Here is a 15,479-nt window from a genome sequence, read left to right as displayed (position 1 = left end):
GATGTAACACTTCTTTGCGCTAGAGTTGTAGAGGCACCCCCAGGAAAGGCTGGGGGTAAGTTTTTCTACGGATTGAGGGCTATGCCGATCCCTATCCGCAACATTGCCATCATTGCCCACGTTGACCACGGCAAAACCACCCTCGTGGATGCCCTGTTGCGCCAGGCAGGAGCCCTGCGGGCGGAAGGAGACATTCCCGCCTGCGTGCTGGATTGCAACGCCCTAGAGCGGGAGCGGGGCATCACCATCCTGGCAAAGAACACCGCCGTTCGCTATGGCGAAACCCTGATCAACATCGTCGATACTCCCGGCCACGCCGACTTTGGCGGGGAGGTGGAGCGGGTGCTGGGCATGGTGGAAGGCTGTCTGCTGATTGTGGATGCCAACGAGGGCCCGATGCCTCAGACCCGCTTTGTGTTGCGTAAGGCCTTGGAGAAGGGCTTGCGCCCAATCGTGGTGGTCAACAAAATTGATCGGCCTCAGGCCGAGCCCTACAAGGTCATCGACAAAGTGTTGGATCTGTTTCTGGAGCTAGGCGCTGACGAAGACCAGTGCGACTTCCCCTACCTATTTGCCTCGGGACTACGGGGTTTTGCCCTGGAAGAAGCTGACCTCAAAGCTTTCCTTGCAGGCAACTACAGCGGCCCTCTCGACATGAGGCCTCTCTTTGAGGCCATCCTCAAATACGTGCCGCCGCCAGTGGGGGATCCCGCCAAGCCGCTGCAACTGCAAGTCACGACGCTGGAGCACTCGGAATACCTGGGCCGGATTGTGATTGGCAAGATCCACAACGGCACCATTCGGGTTGGGGATCAGTTGGCGGTGGTCAAAGAAGACGGGTCGATTGCTAAGGGCAAGGTAACCAAGCTGTTTGGCTTCCAAGGCCTGGAGCGCATTGAGCTAACAGAAGCCACTGCCGGCAATATTGTGGCGGTGGCGGGGTTTGCCGAGGCCCACATTGGCCACACCCTCACCTCTCCCGAAAACCCCCAGGCCCTGCCGCTGATCAAGGTGGACGAGCCGACGCTGCAGGTGAGGATCTGCGTCAACGACTCTCCCTTTGCCGGCCAGGAGGGCACCTTTGTTACTTCGCGGCAATTGCGGGAGCGCCTGATGCGGGAGCTGGAAACCAACGTGGCGCTACGGGTGGAGGAGACCGAGTCCCCAGATTGCTTTTTGGTGTCGGGGCGAGGCGAACTGCACCTGGGCATTTTGCTGGAAACCATGCGGCGGGAGGGCTACGAGTTCCAGGTTGGCCAGCCGAAGGTGATCTTCCGCGAAGTCAACGGCCAGCCCTACGAGCCCTATGAGCTTTTGGTGTTGGATGTGCCGGAAGCGGCAGTGGGCGCCTGCATCGAACGGCTGGGAGAGCGGCGGGGAGAGATGCAGAACATGAGAGTGGGCGCGGACGGTCGGGCCCAGTTGGAGTTCGTCATCCCGGCGCGGGGGCTCATTGGCTTTCGCAGCGAGTTTGTCCGCATCACCCGCGGCGAAGGGATCATGAGCCATAGCTTTTTGGAGTACCGTCCTCTCACCTCAGGGCTGGAGACTCGCCGCAACGGCGTGCTCATTGCCTTTGAAGAGGGAGTGGCCACCACCTATGCCCTGAAGAATGCGGAGGACCGCGGCGTGTTCTTCATTAAGCCGGGCACCCGCGTTTACAAGGGCATGATTGTGGGTGAGCACAACCGACCCCAGGATCTGGAGCTAAACGTCTGCAAGACCAAACACCTAACCAACCATCGCGCCTCAACGGGAGAAGAGCTGGTGCAGCTACAGGCGCCGGTGGAGATGACTCTGGAGCGAGCCCTGGAATACATTGGTGAGGACGAGCTGGTGGAGGTCACCCCCCAGTCGGTGCGACTGCGCAAGGCCCAGTTAGTGCCCTCTCGCCGCTAGCGGAGGTAAAAGCGCAGGTTGGGGAAATAGAAGGCCCCCCAAAGGCCGAGGAGGACAAACCCCAGGCCAAGGAGCAGCAGCCACAGGCGGGGACGGCTGTGGAGGCGAGTTGCTCCTGTCTGGACATAGGCCAGATCCACCCAGGCGGTGTTGCCGCGGCGGAACCAGCCCACCACCTTGACCTGCCGGCCCATGAGGGCGCGGAGGGGCTTTAGGCCGGAAAAGACATTGCCCAGCGGTCCCAGGGGAGAGGTGAAGCGCAGGGGGATCAGGCCGGTGGCATCCTGGAGCTTGAGCTCTGCTCCCAGTTGATAGCCAGTTGGTCCCAATCCCAGCAGCTCGCCTTCCAGCTCCACCGGCTGACTGCGGCAGGGATCCGCGTCCGGATCAGCCAGCAAGCCGAGCACTGCAGTGGGCTGGGGCAACAGAGGTCCTCGGTACATGAGCCCTGCCTTGGCCCACAGGCCCATCCCATAGCCCACCACCGCAGCCGCGGCAATGATCTTGGGATCAAGGCGATCTTGCAGCCCTAGGTAGAGGATTAGCCCCACCAGCCAGCCCATAACCATGCCGACCACTTCGGCAGCGTAGATAGCCAGATCCGCCCAGAAGCGAGCCTTTTGAAGAGCCCCTCCCTCCTTTGGCTTGACTAGGCTTAGCTCCGGCAAAAGGCGCAGCCGCTGCGCGTATTCCCCCAAAACCTGAAAGCGCTGTCCCAGCAGGGGATGGCTGGAATTGAGCTGCATCCAACGGGCCCAGGGGTTGAGCTGCTCCCAGCGGAAGACCTGGCTGGCTTGGGCGGGATCCTGCAAGCGGACAGCGGCACTGGCGGCAGCGGTAGTTTTGAAGTCCAGGAGGCTAAAGAGGCGGGTGCAGTGCAACAGCGAGGAGGGGCGGCGGTCGTTTTTGTGAGCCTCCTGCAGGCCAGCAGCCGACTTGAGCAGAGCGGCCATTAGCCCGTTGGGGTTGCCCGTGGCCTCGACCGCGAAGTGATCGGCGTGGTAGGTGCCCAGGCGGGAGAGGAAAAACAGGGGGTAGGAAAGCACCGTGTAGATCAGGTAGAGCAGGGGAGCCGCGTGTCCAATGAGATCCCGCCGTTGGCTCCCCAGGTGGCTTACTTGCTCCAGGGCTAGGTAAACCAACTGCAGGGGGGATCCCAGCAGGGTCATGACCAGGATGTCGCCGTTAACGATCCGCCCCAGGGCCTGGGCGTAGACGGCGGCAATCTCATCAGGGGCAAGCTGCTGCAAGAGGGCCTGGGTGACCACGATGCGGCCGCCATCGGGAAAAGTGCCGTAGACAAAGGCCAGTGGTCCCCCTTCTGGAATCACCCCCAGGCGCGGCAGTTTGAGGTGCTTCTGGGCGCAGAGGCGCTGCAGCAGGCGAGCTGCCTCGGGGCTGTGGCGCTCGAGTTCTCTCAGGCTGGCCCAGCGCAACCTGTGCAGCCGCTGGTGCAGGTGATCCAGGAGCCAGGGGGCAAAAAAGAGCAGGCCTACGCCAAAGTTAACCGCCAGGCTGCCAGCCACCAGCCAGCGTAAGCCGTTGCGCAGCCAGGGCAGCAACCCCTGCAAAAACCAAAGCTGCCGCGGAAAACTCAGCCGCCCAAAATCCAGGTGGCTGCCCACCAGCCCAAAACTCAGCCACCAGAGGAAGAGGAGGCCCACAGCCAGGGATCCCCACTTGGCCCATCCTAGAGAACCGGCCTCCGCCGGCAAGGGGATCCTTAAGCCTACTTGACTGGCCCGTTGGCGGCTGGAGGAGGGGGAAGCAGCGGGTTTTTCCGCCGTTTGGGGCAGACGGGACAGGATTTTTTGGGCCCAGTCTCGCGCCTGAGGATCCGGATGCTGCAGCAGTTTTAGACAAAGCGCCCGCGCCTTCTCTGCTTGGCCTAGCTGATGGTAGGCCCGCACCAAATTCATCTGGGCTTCCAGGACTTGCCTACTTGCTGGGATCCCCCCTCCCTGGCCCCCGTGATGAACCTGGGCCAAATAGTCCTCAAGAAGTTGGATAGCTTCTTGAAAGCGGCCCTGCCGTAGGGCCTCCTTGCCCGCCTCCGCGGGGTTCATCGGCCTGCTCCGAGATCTGCCTGCTCCTCTAGCTTAGGCTCTGGGGATCCCCCCGAAAGGGGGTAGCGGAGCAAGCGCCGCCGCAGACAGTCCAGCGCCGCTTGGGCGCTCCACCAGCGCACGCCCTCTCGGCCGCGCAGGCTACCCAAGCGGTACTCCAACACTTCCACTTTCCCCTCCGGGTAAGCTAAGCCCAGATAGACCAAGCCAACCGGCTTGGCAGCAGTGCCCCCCTCCGGGCCGGCAATGCCAGTAATGCTCAGGGCCCAGTCGGAGCCAAAAACCTGCTTGGCCCCCAGGGCCATCTGGGCAGCTACCGGCTCACTAACTGCTCCATGCTGCTGCAGCGTCTTGGGATCTACCCGCAAAAGCTGCTCCTTGAAGCGGTTGTCGTAGGCAACGATGCCGCCCAGGAAATAGCGCGAGCTGCCTGGGATCCCGGTTACCAACTGCCCCAGTAGCCCGCCGGTGCAGGATTCGGCTACCGCCAGGGTCTGCCGCCGCTGCAGGAGCAGCTCCCCCACCACGCTGGCCAAGGTGGCCTCATCGCTGCCAAAGTAGTCTTCTCCAGAAATCTGCAAAATCTGCTCCACCACTGGAGCAATCAGGGCCTCCGCCGCCTCGCGCGTGGGAGCGCGTCCAGTAACTCGCAGGCGCACCTCCCCTTGGCTGGCGTAGGGAGCGACCGTGGGATTTTCCCCGGCCAGCCAGGGGGCCACCCGCTCGGCCAAGGTCGATTCGGGGATGCCCCAGTAGCGCAGCACGCGGCTGTAGAAGACCTCCTTGCCCCAGCCGAGGGAGCGCAAATAGGGTACAGCCGTCTCCTGCCACATGCGCTGCATCTCCTGCGGCACGCCGGGAAAGGTGAGAACATGCAGGTTGGGGCGGGGCTGCCAAATGAGGCCACAGGCGCTGCCGAGGGGGTTGGGCAGGATGGCGGCTCCCCGGGGCAGAAAGGCCTGCTTGCGGTTGCTAGGCGAGGGCACAAGGCCGCGCTGGCCGTATTTTCGCAGAATCTCCTCCCAGAGCTGGGGGTGCTCCACCATCTCCACTCCAAAAAAGGAAGCCAGCGCCGCATGGGTCAGATCATCCGGGGTTGGCCCCAGGCCTCCTGTGATTAACAGCAGGCTGGAGCGCTGGCAGGCCACCTCCAGGGCCTGGTGGATGCGGGTTTCGTTATCCCCCACCACCGTTTGGTAGTAGTGCGGGATCCCGAGCTTGGCCAGCTCGGCTGCCAGATATTGGGCGTTGGTGTTGGCAATCTCTCCCAAAAGCAACTCGGTGCCAACACAGAGGATTTCGGCCCCTTGGGGGGTGAGGGTTTGGGGTGAACTCATGTTCTGTTTAACCAAGGGCTTCAGCCCGCTGACGCAAACAGCTCAGCCGCAAGTATAGAAGTCTTGGCCTCCCTTGGACTCAGGGATCCGGTAAATTGATCCCCCAGCAGAAGGGAGAGGGGGCGCAGCTGCCTGGGCGAGCGCTTCCAGGTCAGAGCCGCTGAGACGGTGGAGAATCCACTCAGGGTGCTGTTTGGCACCCAAGCGCCGATAGAACTCCATTGCCGGCTGGTTCCAGTCCAAAACCATCCACTCCAGCCGCCCGTATCCTTTGGCCACCGCCTCCTGAGCCACCCGTGCCAAGAGCGCCTTGCCGATGCCCCTGCCGCGGAATTCGGGCAGCACAAACAGATCTTCCAGGTAGAGTCCGGGCCGGGTGAGGAAGGTGGAAAAATGACGAAAGTAAAGAGCAAACCCCACCGCTTGCCCCTCCACTTCTGCCAACAACGCCGAGGCAAAGGCTTCGGGGCCAAACAAATGGTGCCGCAATAGATCAGCGGATCCCGTTACCAAGTGGCTCAGCTTCTCGTACTCGGCTAGGGCGCAGATGAGGTTAAACAAAGCGGGCGCATCTTCAGGCCTGGCAGGGCGGATTTCCATACCTTCTAGCCTCACAACTTGAGATACCGGCACGAGAACAGACTACAGCTAGAACTGACCTGGGTCAGCCAGTTGGCCGAGGGCTAGCCGAGAAGAGCTGGAAAAACCGATTAGAGTGAAGAATATGAAGCAACCTCCTCAGCTCCCATGACGACCTCCACCCTTGATGCTGCTGCTATCCTTGAAGCCTTGCGCCCGGTTCAAGATCCGGAGCTACGCCGCAGCCTGGTGGAACTGAACATGATCCGGGATATCCGCGTCGAGCCGGAGCGGGTGGCCTTTACCCTGGTGCTGACAACACCAGCCTGCCCCTTGCGGGAGTTCCTCGTCGAGGAGTGCAAGGCTGCTATCCGCCGCCTGGCTCCCGTTGAAACCATCGAGGTTACCGTTACGGCAGAAACCCCCCGCTCGCCCTCTCTGCCCAATCGGCAGCCCATCCCAGGCGTGCGCAACATCATCGCCATCTCCAGCGGCAAGGGAGGGGTGGGCAAAACCTCGGTAGCGGTCAATGTAGCTGTCGCCCTTGCCCAGAGCGGAGCGCAGGTGGGGCTGCTGGATGCGGATATCTACGGCCCCAATGTGCCGCTGATGCTGGGGCTGCAGGATCGGTCTCTAGGGGTGCGCAAGCGGGAAGACGGCAGCGAAGAGATCCTTCCCCTGGAAAACTACGGCGTCAAGATGGTGTCGATGGGCCTCCTAGTGGGACGGGATCAGCCAGTAATCTGGCGGGGGCCAATGCTCAACGGCGTCATCCGGCAGTTTCTCTACCAGGTGCAGTGGGGCGAGTTGGACTATCTCCTCGTGGACATGCCCCCCGGCACTGGCGATGCCCAGTTGACTTTGGCCCAAGCGGTGCCGCTAGCGGGCGCTGTCATCGTCACCACCCCCCAGTCGGTGGCCCTCCTCGACAGCCGCAAGGGCTTGAACATGTTCCGGCAACTGGGGGTGCCCATCCTCGGCATTGTGGAGAACATGAGCTACTTCATTCCCCCCGACCTACCGGATCGCCAGTACGATATCTTTGGCTCGGCAGGGGGAGAGACCACCGCCCGCGAGCTGGGGGTTCCGCTGCTAGGACGAATCCCGTTGGAGATTGCTCTGCGCCAGGGTGGAGATGCGGGCAAGCCTATTGTTGTTGACAAGCCCAAGTCTGCCTCGGCCCAGGCGCTCCAGCAGATTGCCAAAGCCTTGGCGGGCCGAGTCTCCATGGTAGCTCTCGGGGCCGGCTAGAAGCGCTCGACTTCTACCAGCGACACGCCAAAGCGGCGCCCTGCCAACAGGATCCCTTCCTGGGCCTTGCCGCGCACAGTTATGGTGCTGTTCATAGCTGGCAGCCCCTTGTCCGTGAGGACCCAGAGGGAGCCGCTGTGGTCTTGGATCTCGTACACACCCTGGCCGAACACCCCTATCTGGTTGACCACCCGGCCACGGACGTAGACATTGGCGTAGCGGGAGGGATCCTGCTCAATCTGGGCAATGGGGGTGATGCCAAGGCCTAGCCGTGCCAACTGGCTACACCCACCTAGGGCTAGGCTGAGGCAGAGCAAGAGAACTAAGGAGCCGCGCATGGATTTTTCCCCACAAGTGCTGCTCCCACCATAGCAAGCCTTTAGCTAGAACTTCTCCCCGATGCCAAAGTGCAGTTGAGCCCGGCCGGCCTCTCCTTGCCCAACGGCGTAGTCGATCCGCAGCGGCCCCAGGGGAGATTGGATGCGGATACCAGCCCCCAGCCCTAGGCCACTGCCGGGCTTGTTGCGCACCGCCGCCGGATTGCCGATGACCGCCGCGCCGCTGCCCAGATCGGTGCCGTAGTCGGCAAAAACCACTACCCCCACCGGGTCGAAAAGGGGAAAGCGCAATTCCGCCGTCGCAGTGGCAAAGCTGCGGCCGGAGCCGATGCCGCCCTCGAAAAATCCCCGCACCGAGTTGCCTCCGCCAATAGGGAAAGCGTCGTAGGGAGCCAAGTCGCCAAGGGTAGTGCCCGCCCGCACGTCAAAAGCCAGCACTTGCGGCCGCTCGCTGCGCGTTTCAAAGAGCTTGACGGGAATGAACTGACTGTAGCTGGCCTCGAGGCGGTTGGCGTTCAGGCCGTTCTGGAACAGACGTACCGACTGCTCGGTGAAGAGGCGAAAGACGGATCCCTGGCTGGGGGTGTTGAGGTTGTCGCGAGTGTCGTGGATGAGGCCCAACCGCAGGCTGGTATAGCTGTCTTGGCCGCTTGCGCTGAAGGTAATCGGGTTGCCCAGCACATCAAAGCGCTCCTGCTCGCCTTTGCTGTTGCGGGCTTCCACAAATTGGACGCGGGCACCCAAGCTGGCCCGCCAATTCCCTCCAAGGGGGCGCGAGAAGGTGATGCTGCCGCCCAGCCGGTTGATGCGCACGGGATCCCCGTTGGGCAGAGTCAATCCCTCGTTGAAAACAAAGCTGGAGCTCTGCTGGTTGGAGATGTTGACACTGTAGGAGGTGGGGATCTCCAGCGTGGCAATGCGCGGGTCGGTGAAGTTGAGGTCGAACAGAGTTTCGTTGGTGCCCACCTGCACATTGAAGCTGGCCTTTTGGTTGTTGCCGCCCAAGTTTTCTTCCGAGACGCTGAGACCGGCAAAGACCCCTGTGGCCGAGCTGACGCCAAGGGTCCCGCTCAAAGTGCCGGTGCGCCGCTCTTCCACATTCACCACCACCACGACTTTGTCGGGATCCCGCCCAGGGTTGAGGCCCACATTCACGTCCTGAAAGAGGTTAAGGTTGAAAACCGCCTGCAGATCTTCCTGGATCTGGTTGCGGTTAAACACATCCCCCGGCTTGGTCTTGAGCTCGCGGGTGATGATGAAGTCGCGGGTTTTGGTGTTGCCCTGCACGCGAATGTCCTCGATCTCCCCTTCAGCAATTTCCAGGGTGAGGGTGCCGTCTTCGGAAGTGCGTACATCAATAACTTTGGCTAGCACGTAGCCTTTGTCGGCGTACCATTGCTCGATCTCCTCCACTGCCGCCTGCAGTTTGCCAAAGTTGAGCACCCGTCCTTCTTGCTCAGCAAAAGCCTTCCGGAGCACCTCCAGATCCAACACTTTTGTCCCTTCTGTGCGCACGGCTTTGAGGACGGGGTTGGGCTTGACCTCAAAGGTAACCCGCACTCCCAGGGGGGTATCGGAGGGCACAGCCCGCACATCGGCAAAGAAACCGGTGGCAAACACGGCGTTGATGTCTTCCCGCAACTGGGATCGAGTGGAGACCTCGCCGGCGCGGGTGCGAATGACTTTGTAAACCTGCTCGATCAACTCTGGGTCATCGGTTCCTTCAACCACCACCTCTGCCACCAAAACTTCTGGCTCGCTGGCAGCGGGGGTAGGGGTGGGGGAGGGTGGGGTGGGCGTGGTGCCACCGGTGTGCAGATCCAGGGTGCCCGGCTGGGGTTGCGCCCAAGCTGCAGTTCCCGCCAGCAGGCTCATCCCCCAAGTGAGCGCGGCAGTAAGCTGGAGCCCGAGTTGCCTGGAACGGTTCCTCATCCCTCACACCCCTAAAGAGAAAAAGATTCCGCCCAGCCGTGAACAATTGGCCTGAATTATATCAACTCCCTCCCTAGTGGATCCGAGCCTTGCCGCGGGCCGGACTGCGGACTTGGTCAGCTTTTTCCTTAGGGCAGGCGCAGGGATCCCTGGCAGCGCTGGCCACAGCTCTGGGACTCGACCTGCTCGGCGGACAGGTTGGCTTGGGAGTTGAGAATTAGAATTGTGATGGGAGCAGGGGGCGGTAAGGGGCTGCTGTGCCAACCCCACCTGCTAGCGAAGGGCCGCATTGGGGGATTGGGCACGACGAAGACGAGGTTTTGCAGGACATTGCTTTGGAAAGGGGTGGCGCTGTTCTGTTTGCTGTCGAGGAGCACCGTCTGCTGGGCAGAGAAGGTCTGGGCCAGGGCGGTTGGAGCTAGACCTAGGCAGAACAGAGCTGCTACCGCAGGGAAGAGCTTGGCCAGCATCCTCAATGTTCTCCCCCTAGAAGCGGGATGCTAGCACCTTAGCTTGTCCCGCCGAAAAGGCTCTCCTCCCTTGCCGCAAAAAAGGCTGCGCCTCAGGGCAAACTTATTCGCCCTAAAAGGCGGACTTTTCATCCTGCTTGCGCCAGCAGGACAGAGTCTTTACCTGAGCAAACACCGCCTCAGACCCAGGGGAGAAGCAAAGGAGTCTGCTTGTTGCTCTCAAGAAGCGGGCGATGAGACTCGAACTCACGACATCCAGCTTGGGAAGCTGGCGTTCTACCGCTGAACTACGCCCGCAGTTAACACTAGACACTATACTAGCACTTTCTGGACGGGATCCCTGGTACAACAGAAGCAGCGTTCTGCCTTTGGCCGATGCCCTCTATCCTTCTGCTCTCCGGTAGCCCTGGTCCTCGAGAGTCTGCTGGTCCACCGCCGCGGTCGGAAGCAATTTTGCACTACGTTGCCGGGATCCTATCCCAGTTGGGGCTAAGCAGCGAGTTTGCTTCGGTGCGGGATTTGCCGCCGGAGGACCTGGTGCGGGTTAACTTTGAGAGCCCTCACCTAAAGCAGATCCAAGAGAAGGTGGCCCAAGCCGCTGGGATCGTCCTCTCGGCTCCTGTGTACAAGGCTTCCTATCCCGGCGTGTTCAAGGCGCTACTGGACTTACTGGATCAGGATGCCTTTGTCGGCAAAGTGATTCTCCCCATCGCCACTGGCGGAACGCTGGCCCACCTACTGGCCATCGACTTTGCCATGAAGCCAGTGCTGGCTGTGATGGGCGCAACCCACATTTTGAAAGGGATCTACATCCTCAGCTCGCAGATTCAGTTTGAGGCCGACGGCACCCTGCGGCTGGAAGATGAGATTGCCGAACGCCTGCAGGCGGGGATCCAGGCCCTTGCCCAGGCAGTGCAGTAAAGGCCAGTCCCGACCCTCCTAGGAATCGCGCAGCAGCACCGGTTTGCTCACAGCAGTACTTTGTCCCAGCCGGTCGAAGACCCGCAAACTGAGCAGGTACGAGCCGGGCGCTAGATTCGAAGGCGGGCGGAGCCGGAAGCGAGTGGTGCAGGATACCTCGCCAGCAACACAGTTTACCTGGGCTGCCGAGAGGGTTTGCACCTCGATCCCGGACCACGAGAGCTGAAACGCCAGCTCTGCCGGGAGCCGCCCCGGCACTGACACCGCAACCCCCACCTCCAAAAATCCGCTTCGACTAATTACGGAAGGAATGTCGCTGCTAAGGATTAGCGGTGGCAGGGGGGTGCTAGGAGCCAGAGCTGCGCTGCTGCAACCCCCTACGGCTACTCCCAGCAGGGCCAACGTCAGTTGCCAAAGTTTGGATCCCACTGGACTTTCCCCTGAAAATCCCTCTCCCAGTATAGGCGGCAAGCTGGACATCTCTAGCGCCAGTTCTCGAGAACCCAAAAGTTTTTACGCTATATGTGGTGGTTGCACTGGATCTTCCCCCATGGCATCTGCTACAGTAGGGCCCATAACCTCTCGAGCAGCCCGGCTATGGAAGGGGAACTAGAAACCTTGCGGGCGCGCGTGCGCGACTTGGAGCGGGCCGTGGCCGAGTCAGAGGCGCTGTCGCTGCAGCAGATTGAGTGTATCCAGCGCCTGGAACGGCAACTGCAGGATCAAGAGCGAGCGTTGCAAGCGTGTCAAGAAGAGAAGGCTCGGCTGGAACAACGTCCTACCCTGGAAGCTTTTCAGCAACAGCAGCAGCACATTGAGGAGCTCCAAAATCTCCTCTGGGAGATGGAGCGTCGCCCCACTCTAGAGCACTACCAGCTCCTGCAGCAGCAGTTGCAAACCAGCCAAGCGGAAATCGAAACCCTCAAGGCAGAATTGCAGCGGCGCATCGAGCCAGCTCGGTTCTATCAACTGCAGCAGGAGCTCTGGGAGCTAAAACAGCAAGCCAACCAGCTGGGGGAGTACGCCGCCAAGTTGCCCCAGGTGCAGCTTTTGCAAGCCCAATTCCAGCTCCGCATCCAGGAGCTGGAGAAAGAAAAGGAGCAGTTGCAGGCGCAGGTGCGGGAGTTGGAAACCCAGCGGGCGGAGCTGGAAGCTGCCCACCGCCAGGCCGAGGCAGAATGGCAAAGCCTGAAGACGCAGCTAGAGAGCGAAAAAGCCCACCTCGAGGCTGAGCTGAACAAGGCCTGGCAACAGCTTCGCCAGTTGGAGTATCTGCGCCAGCAGGCCTCCTTTGCCAAGGCGGAGCGGGCTAGCTTGCTGGAAGAACTGCAGCAGAGCCGGCAGCAACAGGCAGAGCAGGCTCAGCAAATTGCCCAACTGGAGGCCCAGCTACAGGCTCTGCGCTCTGAACAGCCGCCAGCTGAACCCGGCAGCGGTAGAGATCTTGCCCTGGAGGAGCAGGTGCAGGCTCTCTCCCGTGAGGTGGACACCCTGCGGGCTGAGCGGGATCACCTCCTCCAAGAGCTGGCCCAGCGACCGGCGCAGGAAAAGCTGGAAGAAGCCCAGCGGGCGCGGGAGGTGGCGGAGGCCCGCTATCTACTCGGCCAAAAAGAGATTGAGAAGCTGCAGCAGCAGGTGGCGGCCCTACAAGCTAAGTGTGCGCAAATTCAAGCCTACGCGCAGGCGCAAGAAAAGGAGGTGGCTCTGTTGCAGCAGCGCAACCGGGAGCTGGAGGAGCAACTGGCTGCCCTGCGCCAGTCAGCTCCAAGCCGGGCAGGGGTCGAGCTCAGGTCGAGCCATCCAACTGGGGCTGCGCATTGCTGGCGCCATCAGGAACGGCTGCAAGCCCTCCCTGCCCAGCCTGCTCCCTCCCCGGAGGTGGCCGCCGTCTCCACCAGCGGTGAGTCCCCCAGGGAGAGAACGCCCGTCGGCGGGATCCCACCCCTTACCCTCAAGGAAGGGGAGGATCGGACAGAGAGGCTGCTGAAGCGCTCTCTCTTGGCCACTGGCCGCGGCAGCGGAGAAGGTGGTGAGCGCAGCCGCATCGAGTTGCCAACTTTTGTGCAGCGACGGCTCTACTGAGCGCTCCAGCCTCTTGGATCCAGCGGCTCCCCAGCTTGAAAACGAGGCCAGGCCCAGCGCAGCAGGGATCCCAGTTGAGCATGAAACCGCTCCGGCGCAAACTGCAGAGCATGGGCGCGAATCTGCTGCGGATCCCATTCCCGGCGATCCGCTTGGCGCAGCCCTTCCACCAGGGCTTCCACACTGGCTTCAGGGATGAGGATCCCAGTCTGGCCGTGGCGGACGGTCTCGCGAGTGCCCCCTCGGTTGAGGGCAACGACAGGTCGACCACACGCTTGGGCCTCTACTGCCACCAGGCCAAAATCTTCCTCCCAGGGAACTAGCAGCAGCCGGCAATGGGCCAGCAGTTTCTGGAGACGCTCTAGAGGCTGGTGAGGCAAAAACTCCACCTGTGGCCCCGCCAGTTGCTTTAGCCGCGGCAGCTCCGGCCCTTCCCCCACCACCACCAGACGGCGGCCCAGTTGCTTGCAGGCAGCAATGGCCAAATCCACCCGCTTGTAGGGCACTAGCCGGCCCACCACCAGGTCGTAGTCGGCTGTGGGAGTGGCCACCGGCTCAAACCCCTGGAGCGGCACCGGCGGATAGATAACCACGGCCTCGCGGCGGTAGAGCTTGGCAATGCGCCTGCGGATGTGCTGCGAGTTGGCAATCAAGAGATCTGGTCGCTGGGCTGCTACAAAATCCCACTGGCGCAGGTGGTGCATCAGCCACCGGCTGAGGGCGGCAAGGGGGCGGATTCCTGTCAACCCCTCTCGCTCAAGATAGAGCTCCTGGTTCTCCCAGAGGTAGCGGGGCGGGCTGTGGATGTAGCTTAGGTGCAGGGTGGAAGGCCCTGTCAGGATCCCTTTGGCGAAAGCATGGCTGCTGGAGATGACGCAGTCATAGGCGGAGAAATCGAAGCTCTCATAGGCCAAGGGCATCCAGGGCAGCAGGTACTTAAGGCGCCCATGGTAGTTGCGGCGCAACACCCCTAGCCCCTTGGCCCAGCTTTGCAAAAATGAGGTGTAGACTGGACGCTCCCGCCAGCTCGGCGGCAGCGTGTGCGCCCAGAAGAGGCTGACGTAGAGAGGGGCTTGCGGGGCAAAGGCCAATAGCTCCTGCAAAACCTTTTCCGATCCCCCCGGCCAGATGAGGTACTCATGCACCAACGCTAGGCGCTGTGGCCAAGCGGGATCCTCAGTAGGCATGGTTAGGAGGCGGCGGGAGGCCTTTTGCCAATGGGCCCGCTGACCTGTCTGGCTTTTTCGTCCAGCCGCTCGCTGATGTAGGCGTAGATCTCCCGGAAGCGCGGCACTGCCCGCATCTCTAGGCGGCTGCCATCTTTAAGGGTGAGCACCATATCGCCCCATGTGCCCAGGCCCCGTGGCACCGTTACCACCTTGGCAATTTCTTTGTAAATGACATCAGAGCGCTCCTTGCCCCCCCAGCCGCCAATGACGGTAATGCGGCGATTGGTAATCCGGTAGTGAACCCACAGCCTGCGCACCAGCGCCCCCACAAATAGAGGCAAGCCAACAACGGTAAGGCCGATAAAGGAGTTCAGCACTAGATCGCCTATATGAGGCCCGCCTTCGAAGAAAACCTCCTCTTTGATAGCCATGCCTAGCCTAGTTGAGTGTTAACAGGGACGATTCTAAAAGCAATCTTAAACAGTTTCTCAGCTTTCCCCAACTGCCGGGCAAGTTAGCGGGAGAGGCGGGATCGGGTTTGCCGTTGAAGGGCTTGCCCTGAGCAGTAGGTGGCCCAGAGCAGGTGAACAAACAGGGTTGCCACGACCAGCGCCACGGCGGCTGCCCCAATATTGCCCAGCCAATTCCACCCCTCCAATCCCGTCAGAGCCACCAAGGCCCAAGAAGCAGGGTGCAGCATTCCCCCCAAGAGGAGAATTTGGGAAAGCAGTCGCCCAGCCGTAAAGCGGGATCCCAGCGCCACCAGGGCCAGTCCGCCGCCAATGTTGACTAGCCCCATGTTGCCCAAAAAGGCGTAGCAAATGTGCCAGGCGTACTTTTGTTTGGGCACCTCCTGCCAGGAGAGGGGCCGGGCAGGGATCCCTGACGCCTCCGGCGGAGCCAGCGGCAACGGCTGCACTTGGCTGAGGATGAGGCCCAGGACGATGGCTGCCAGCAGCATCACCACTCCTGCCTTTACATTGAGCTTGCCAGGGATGGCTAACATTGCAGGTTCTCTGGATCCCGTCCTAGCCTATCCTGGCTTTGCCCCCAACGGGGAGATGGGCCAGCGGCCTGAGAGGAGAGCGCCGTGCCCCAGCGCTTACAAAACTGGGCATCCCCATCGTGCTGGGAGAGGCCACAGCCTGGGCAGGCCTCCTGCAGTGCCGGTTTTAGCTCTCCCACCTGCAAAGGGAGGAGGGCCACGACCCTCGAGATCCTCAGCACCATCAGCAGCTTTAGGCCAAGGCGCACCTGCGGAGGAAGCAGGGACAAGCTCGGCTTGAGGAGGGGCTAGGAGACTAGGAGAGCTGGATCCAGTTGTTTCCTGTCAGCGCCTAGTGGGCCTACCTTGCCTAGGCTAAGGGAAACTAGTAGTAGAGCAAACTTCGATCCTACAAACTCTAGGCTTGAGTTTTGAATCGATGTTGCCTCC

Annotated in this window: 15 protein-coding genes and 1 tRNA gene; 4 read left to right on the top strand and 12 right to left on the bottom strand. The window is 61.4% G+C overall.

What is annotated here, in order from left to right; translation table 11 throughout:
* Positions 1 to 81: 81 nt before the first annotated feature.
* Entirely contained in the window at positions 82 to 1,899 is a 1,818-nt protein-coding gene (typA, locus tag NW814_RS05890; RefSeq protein WP_414405561.1) for a translational GTPase TypA, read from the top strand.
* Here the strand turns inward: typA and NW814_RS05885 are convergent.
* The 3 genes from NW814_RS05885 to NW814_RS05875 are packed head-to-tail and all read right to left on the bottom strand — an operon-like array spanning position 1,896 to position 5,902.
* On the bottom strand, positions 1,896 to 3,965 hold the full coding sequence (locus NW814_RS05885) for a M48 family metalloprotease (RefSeq protein ID WP_414405560.1): 2,070 nt from the start codon (positions 3,963 to 3,965) through the stop codon (positions 1,896 to 1,898). The two genes, typA and NW814_RS05885, sit on opposite strands and share 4 nt — an antisense overlap.
* Positions 3,962 to 5,302 carry a competence/damage-inducible protein A gene (locus tag NW814_RS05880; RefSeq protein WP_414405559.1) on the bottom strand — a complete coding sequence of 447 codons (1,341 nt, stop codon included), beginning with the start codon at positions 5,300 to 5,302 and terminating at the stop codon, positions 3,962 to 3,964. The genes NW814_RS05885 and NW814_RS05880 overlap by 4 nt, the downstream gene beginning before the upstream one ends.
* Positions 5,303 to 5,344: 42 nt before the next feature.
* Positions 5,345 to 5,902 (bottom strand): N-acetyltransferase family protein, encoded by a 558-nt coding sequence (locus tag NW814_RS05875; RefSeq protein ID WP_414405558.1) that lies wholly within the window; start codon positions 5,900 to 5,902, stop codon positions 5,345 to 5,347.
* Between the two features lie 147 nt (positions 5,903 to 6,049).
* Between NW814_RS05875 and NW814_RS05870 the strand changes: the two genes are divergently transcribed.
* Entirely contained in the window at positions 6,050 to 7,132 is a 1,083-nt protein-coding gene (locus NW814_RS05870; RefSeq protein WP_414405557.1) for an Mrp/NBP35 family ATP-binding protein, read from the top strand.
* Here the strand turns inward: NW814_RS05870 and NW814_RS05865 are convergent.
* The 4 genes from NW814_RS05865 to NW814_RS05850 all read right to left on the bottom strand — a co-directional run bounded on the left by NW814_RS05865 (position 7,129) and on the right by NW814_RS05850 (position 10,169).
* Entirely contained in the window at positions 7,129 to 7,470 is a 342-nt protein-coding gene (locus NW814_RS05865; protein ID WP_414405556.1) for a hypothetical protein, read from the bottom strand. The two genes, NW814_RS05870 and NW814_RS05865, sit on opposite strands and share 4 nt — an antisense overlap.
* 45 nt (positions 7,471 to 7,515) lie before the next feature.
* A complete protein-coding gene (locus tag NW814_RS05860; protein WP_414405555.1) occupies positions 7,516 to 9,402 on the bottom strand; it encodes a BamA/TamA family outer membrane protein in 1,887 nt (628 codons plus the stop codon).
* Positions 9,403 to 9,530: 128 nt separating this feature from the next.
* Positions 9,531 to 9,872: a hypothetical protein gene (locus NW814_RS05855; RefSeq protein ID WP_414405554.1), complete on the bottom strand. Its 342-nt coding sequence runs from the start codon at positions 9,870 to 9,872 to the stop codon at positions 9,531 to 9,533.
* 225 nt (positions 9,873 to 10,097) lie between these two features.
* Positions 10,098 to 10,169, bottom strand: a tRNA-Gly gene (locus NW814_RS05850).
* Between the two features lie 78 nt (positions 10,170 to 10,247).
* Between NW814_RS05850 and ssuE the strand changes: the two genes are divergently transcribed.
* The gene (gene ssuE / locus NW814_RS05845; RefSeq protein ID WP_414405553.1) at positions 10,248 to 10,793 is read left to right on the top strand and encodes an NADPH-dependent FMN reductase; all 546 of its coding nucleotides are present in this window, start codon (positions 10,248 to 10,250) and stop codon (positions 10,791 to 10,793) included.
* A gap of 18 nt (positions 10,794 to 10,811) precedes the next feature.
* Here the strand turns inward: ssuE and NW814_RS05840 are convergent, their stop codons facing one another.
* Positions 10,812 to 11,222 (bottom strand): hypothetical protein, encoded by a 411-nt coding sequence (locus tag NW814_RS05840; RefSeq protein ID WP_414393537.1) that lies wholly within the window; start codon positions 11,220 to 11,222, stop codon positions 10,812 to 10,814.
* Between the two features lie 168 nt (positions 11,223 to 11,390).
* Between NW814_RS05840 and NW814_RS05835 the strand changes: the two genes are divergently transcribed.
* The gene (locus NW814_RS05835; RefSeq protein WP_414405552.1) at positions 11,391 to 12,875 is read left to right on the top strand and encodes a hypothetical protein; all 1,485 of its coding nucleotides are present in this window, start codon (positions 11,391 to 11,393) and stop codon (positions 12,873 to 12,875) included.
* Here the strand turns inward: NW814_RS05835 and NW814_RS05830 are convergent.
* From NW814_RS05830 to NW814_RS05815, 4 genes are all read right to left on the bottom strand, one after another.
* Positions 12,869 to 14,062: a glycosyltransferase gene (locus NW814_RS05830; RefSeq protein ID WP_414405551.1), complete on the bottom strand. Its 1,194-nt coding sequence runs from the start codon at positions 14,060 to 14,062 to the stop codon at positions 12,869 to 12,871. The two genes, NW814_RS05835 and NW814_RS05830, sit on opposite strands and share 7 nt — an antisense overlap.
* A 2-nt stretch (positions 14,063 to 14,064) precedes the next feature.
* Positions 14,065 to 14,475, bottom strand: coding sequence for a PH domain-containing protein (locus NW814_RS05825; RefSeq protein WP_414393531.1), 411 nt, complete (start codon positions 14,473 to 14,475; stop codon positions 14,065 to 14,067).
* An 83-nt stretch (positions 14,476 to 14,558) separates the two neighbouring features.
* Entirely contained in the window at positions 14,559 to 15,050 is a 492-nt protein-coding gene (locus tag NW814_RS05820; RefSeq protein WP_414405550.1) for a hypothetical protein, read from the bottom strand.
* Positions 15,044 to 15,319: a hypothetical protein gene (locus tag NW814_RS05815; protein WP_414405549.1), complete on the bottom strand. Its 276-nt coding sequence runs from the start codon at positions 15,317 to 15,319 to the stop codon at positions 15,044 to 15,046. The genes NW814_RS05820 and NW814_RS05815 overlap by 7 nt, the downstream gene beginning before the upstream one ends.
* Positions 15,320 to 15,479 lie beyond the last annotated feature (160 nt).

This window comes from Synechococcus sp. R65.1, from assembly GCF_047461755.1.
Taxonomy (GTDB): domain Bacteria; phylum Cyanobacteriota; class Cyanobacteriia; order Thermostichales; family Thermostichaceae; genus Thermostichus.
Note: the sequence above shows the minus strand (reverse complement) of the source record. Positions and strands in the feature narration are given on the sequence as shown.